Annotated in this window: 5 protein-coding genes; all 5 read right to left on the reverse strand. The window is 66.6% G+C overall.

Annotated features, from left to right (window positions below):
- Positions 1-97: 97 nt before the first annotated feature.
- Positions 98-1,030: a PfkB family carbohydrate kinase gene (locus tag ABW137_RS35705; RefSeq protein WP_526407671.1), complete on the reverse strand. Its 933-nt coding sequence runs from the start codon at positions 1,028-1,030 to the stop codon at positions 98-100.
- Positions 1,008-1,802, reverse strand: coding sequence for an ATP-binding cassette domain-containing protein (locus tag ABW137_RS35710; protein ID WP_526407673.1), 795 nt, complete (start codon positions 1,800-1,802; stop codon positions 1,008-1,010). The genes ABW137_RS35705 and ABW137_RS35710 overlap by 23 nt, the downstream gene beginning before the upstream one ends.
- Entirely contained in the window at positions 1,799-2,806 is a 1,008-nt protein-coding gene (locus ABW137_RS35715) for an ABC transporter permease (RefSeq protein WP_526407675.1), read from the reverse strand. The genes ABW137_RS35710 and ABW137_RS35715 overlap by 4 nt, the downstream gene beginning before the upstream one ends.
- Entirely contained in the window at positions 2,803-3,816 is a 1,014-nt protein-coding gene (locus ABW137_RS35720) for a substrate-binding domain-containing protein (RefSeq protein ID WP_526407677.1), read from the reverse strand. The genes ABW137_RS35715 and ABW137_RS35720 overlap by 4 nt, the downstream gene beginning before the upstream one ends.
- 55 nt (positions 3,817-3,871) lie before the next feature.
- On the reverse strand, positions 3,872-4,214 hold a 343-nt coding region (locus ABW137_RS35725), incomplete at its 5' end, for an MmyB family transcriptional regulator (protein ID WP_526407679.1).

The raw sequence follows: 4,214 nt of genomic DNA on the forward strand, positions 1-4,214 counted from the left end.
GTGAGACCGAGAATGCGACGCTCGCCCGGGACGATGAGGGTCTGCGCCCACGCGACCAACTGGTCCAGTGTGGCGTCCTGCACGTCCTGCTCGATGGTCACCGCTCTCGCTCTCGCGTCTTTTCAGTGTGGAACTCGATGGGGAGTTCGCTCAGCCAGGCCCGAGGCCCGACCACCGAACACCGTAGTGCCGCCACGCGGGCGGAGCGATCGATGCGCTCGGCAACGCCGTTCTCGATCTGGGTCGAGAAGTAGGCGTACGCACCGTGGAAGGCGTCGCCGGCGCCAAGCGTGTCGACGACCACCACGGGTTCCACTGGGACGGAACCTGACTCGCCATCGGACCACCAGTCGACGGGATCGCCACCGTGGGTGGTGACGACGGTGCGAACGCCGCTGCGGACCAGTGCCGCGGCGGTTGACGCCGGGTTGTCGGTGCCCGGCATTCGGAAGTCGTTGGAGCACACCATGTCCGTTGCGTATGGAATGACGTCGCTCATCACGGGTTTCCATCGGCCCGCGTCGACGACGACTGTGGTGGCGCGGGCTGCCGCATGTCGAACGGCCGCACGCGCGACCAAGGGATGGTGCCCGTCGACGAGCATCACGTCGGCATCCGCCACGAGGTCTTCGAGGCCACCCGGGGGCGTCGCGTCGGAATTCACCGCGTCGAGAGAGACGACCGATCGGTCACCCGTCGATTCGACGACGGACACGGCGGAGACGGGTACCGCCCGGGTGGTGCCCGCCGCCGCGTCGACGACGCTGATGCCGTACTCAGCAAGGTCGGCTCGAACCAACTCGGCGACCGGATCGTCACCGAGCGCGGTGACCAGGATCGCGTCGCCACCCAGCGCTGCGAAGGTGACCGCCGCATTCGCGGCCGGTCCGCCGGCGGCGACGAACTGTGCGGTCGAGGTGATCTTCTGGTTCACTGCAGGCGCTTTGACGATGCGGTGAATGACGTCGAGAGTCGCCAAGCCGACGAAGACCCCGACCGGAGTTTTCTCAGAGACCGGCGCGTTCCTCATCGGTCGGCTCCTCCGCACCGGTCATGAGCGCCACCACCTCGGACATCGAGCGCTTCTTCGGATCGACGACGCCTGCCCGCTGCCCCAGCCGGTGGATGTGGATCCGGTCAGCCACCTCGAACACGTGCGGCATGTCGTGGCTGATGAGCACCACGGGAATGCCGCGGTCGCGGATCGAGCGGATCAGGTCGATCACCTGTCCCGACTCCCGGACGCCGAGCGCAGCGGTCGGTTCGTCCATGATGATCACATCGCGGCCGAACGCGGCAGCCCGCGCCACCGCGACACCCTGACGCTGTCCACCGGACAAGGTCTCCACGGCCTGGTTGACGGACTTGATGCCGATCTTCAGGTCCGCGAGGTGTTGCGAGGCCTCCTGGCGCATCCTCGGCATGTCCAGCCGACGAAATAGGCTGCCCGCGATACCCTTTCGCCGCATCTCGCGTCCGAGGTAGAGATTCGACGCGATGTCGAGAGCCGGTACCACCGCGAGATCCTGGTACACCGTCTCGATTCCGGCTGCCCTGGCGTCTCGGGTGTTCTTGAACGACACGGGTGTTCCGTTCATCAGGATCTCACCCGAGTCCGGAACCACCGCGCCTGCCAACGCCTTGATCAGGCTGGTCTTCCCGGCACCGTTGTCCCCGATGACCGCGAGAACCTCGCCCTGGCGGAGCTCGAAGTCGGCCCCGTTGATCGCCGTCACGTTGCCGTACTTCTTGACGAGTCCGCGCGCTTCGAGAACGGGTGTGCCGCTCGCCGTGGTCGTCACAGTGATCTCCTGCGTGCGAATTGATCCACGGCCACCGCGACGATCACGAGGATGCCCGTCGCGATGTTCTGGTAGAGGTTGTCGACGCCGGCCTGGGTGAGGCCGTTGCGGAGCACGCCGACGATCAACGTGCCGACCAGTGTTCCGCCGACGCCACCGCGCCCACCGAACAGACTCGTTCCGCCGATGACCACCGCGGTGATCGTCTCGAGGTTGGCGTTCTGGTAGGCGTTGGGATCGGCGTTCGGGATGCGACCGAGAGCCGCCCACGCGGCGATGGCGGCAATCACGCCGGTCACGATGTAGACGGACAACAGCACCCGCCCGGACTTGATGCCCGACAGATTGGACGCCTGCGGGTTGCCACCGACCGCGTAAATGTGCTTACCCCAGGACGTTTGGGACAACGCGTACCACATCACGGCGTAGACCAGGAGCATCGCGACCACGCCGAACGTCGTCGAGAACGAGCCGACCCGAAAGGACGTGCCAAGGAAGGTGAGCGGTCCCGGCTCCACGCGGTAGGTCTCGGAGCCCGCGAGCAGGCGGGTACCCGCCAGGATCGCTGTGAACGTGCCCAGCGTAACGATGAACGGGGGCAGTCGCAGGACCGTGACGAGGCCGCCGTTGAGCGCGCCGAACACGACGCACACCAGGAGCGTCGACCCGAGCGCCACGACCGGCCCGTTGGCGCCCGCGCTCTGCGCCATCACGATGGTGCCGAAGACGGCCACCGCGCCGATCGAGAGATCGATGCCGGAGGTGAGGATGATCAGCGTCTGGCCGACGGCGAGAATGCCGACGACGACTGACTGTTGGAGGATCAGGGACACGTTCTGCGGGTTGAGGAACGAATCCGCGATGGAACTGAAGATGATGATCGCGACGACGAGGGCCACCAGCGGACCGAGCAGCGGTTCACGGAGGATGTTCCCTACGTTGAACCGACTCGATACCGATGGCCGTGCCGTAGAAGGTGCCGTCGCGGGAGCGCCAGTGGTCATGAACCGGCTGTGCCCCAGCAGTTCTTCTCGCCCCACGCGGTGTCCTGCGACTCGAGCCCGGGCACGGGCTTGTCCGTGATGAGCTGCGAGCCGGTGTCGTTGAATCCGCTGGGCCTGGTGCCGTCCTTGGCGAACTTGACCACGGCCTGCACGCCCTGCTCGGCCATCTTCGCCGGGAACTGCATCACCGTCGCACCGATCTTCCCGGCCTTCACGTCCGCGACGCCCGTGCAGCTTCCGTCGATCGACCCGATGGTGATCTGCGCGGTGCGATTGGCGGATTGGATCGCCTGGTACGCGCCCGCGGCTGCCGGCTCGTTGATGGTGTACAGCGCGTTGATCCCCGGGGCCCGCTGGAGGATGTTCTCCATGGCGGTCTGCGCCTTGGTCTGGTCGCCGTTGGTGTTCTCCTTGCCGACGATCTCCGGCGAGTCGTTGGTGATGCCGAAGCCTTCGAGGAATCCGTCGTGGCGGAAGGTGTCGACGGTTCCGCCCGGGGTGCCGTCCAGCATCACGACCTGGGGCGCCGCGCCGGCGAGCGCGGCCTTCACCCACTTGCCCTGGCTGACGCCTGCGGCCTTGTTGTCGGTGGCGAAGGTGGCGTCGACGGCGTCCTCGGGGTCGGTCGCGGTGTCCAGGGCGATGACGACGACGCCTGCGTCGCGCGCCTTCTTGATGGCGTCGAGCACCCCGGTGGAGGAGTTGGGGGTGATCAGGATGCCCTTCACTCCCTGGCCGACCATGTTCTCGATGGCCGCGACCTGGCCCTCGTTGTCGCCGTCGAACGCACCCGCCAGCGCAACCAGCTCGGCACCGTCCTTGTCGGCCTGTGCCTGCGCGGCCTCACGCAACTTGACGAAGTATGGGTTCGAGTCGGTCTTGGTGATCAGTCCGACCTTGACGCTGTCCGAGTCCGATCCGCCACCGCAGCCGGTCAGGCCCAGAACCAGCGAGCCTGCCGTGAGGAACGCCCCGACCGCGAGCGTGCTTCTGTTGCGCTTTTCGTGCATGTGGACTCCCTTGTCCCCGATGCGACGCCGGTCGCGCCGCGTGCTCCACCGAAGCCTAGGGGGAAGGCAAGCGCTTGCGCGAGCGCTTTCGCGAAATGGTTCCGCCAATTTCGGTGCGCTTCGGGGCTGGAGCGGGTCGTCCGACTCCAGCCCAAACCGATGATGGGGGTGACCCCGGCGCATCGGTGCGCTGGGGTCGAATGACGGCGAGTAGGCGCAACGCGTCCTCCGACGGTGAGCCGGGGTCGGCGGTGTAGATGACGACGCGTTGATCACGGTCTGCGATGTCGAGCGAATCGCAGTTCACCGTCACCGGCCCGACCACGGGGTGCTCGAACGTCTTGCGCGTCATCTCCCGTGACACCACGTCGTGGTCGTTCCACACGTTCTCGAAGCTG

The sequence above is a fragment of the Mycobacterium sp. genome, from assembly GCF_040509115.1.
GTDB lineage: Bacteria > Actinomycetota > Actinomycetes > Mycobacteriales > Mycobacteriaceae > Mycobacterium.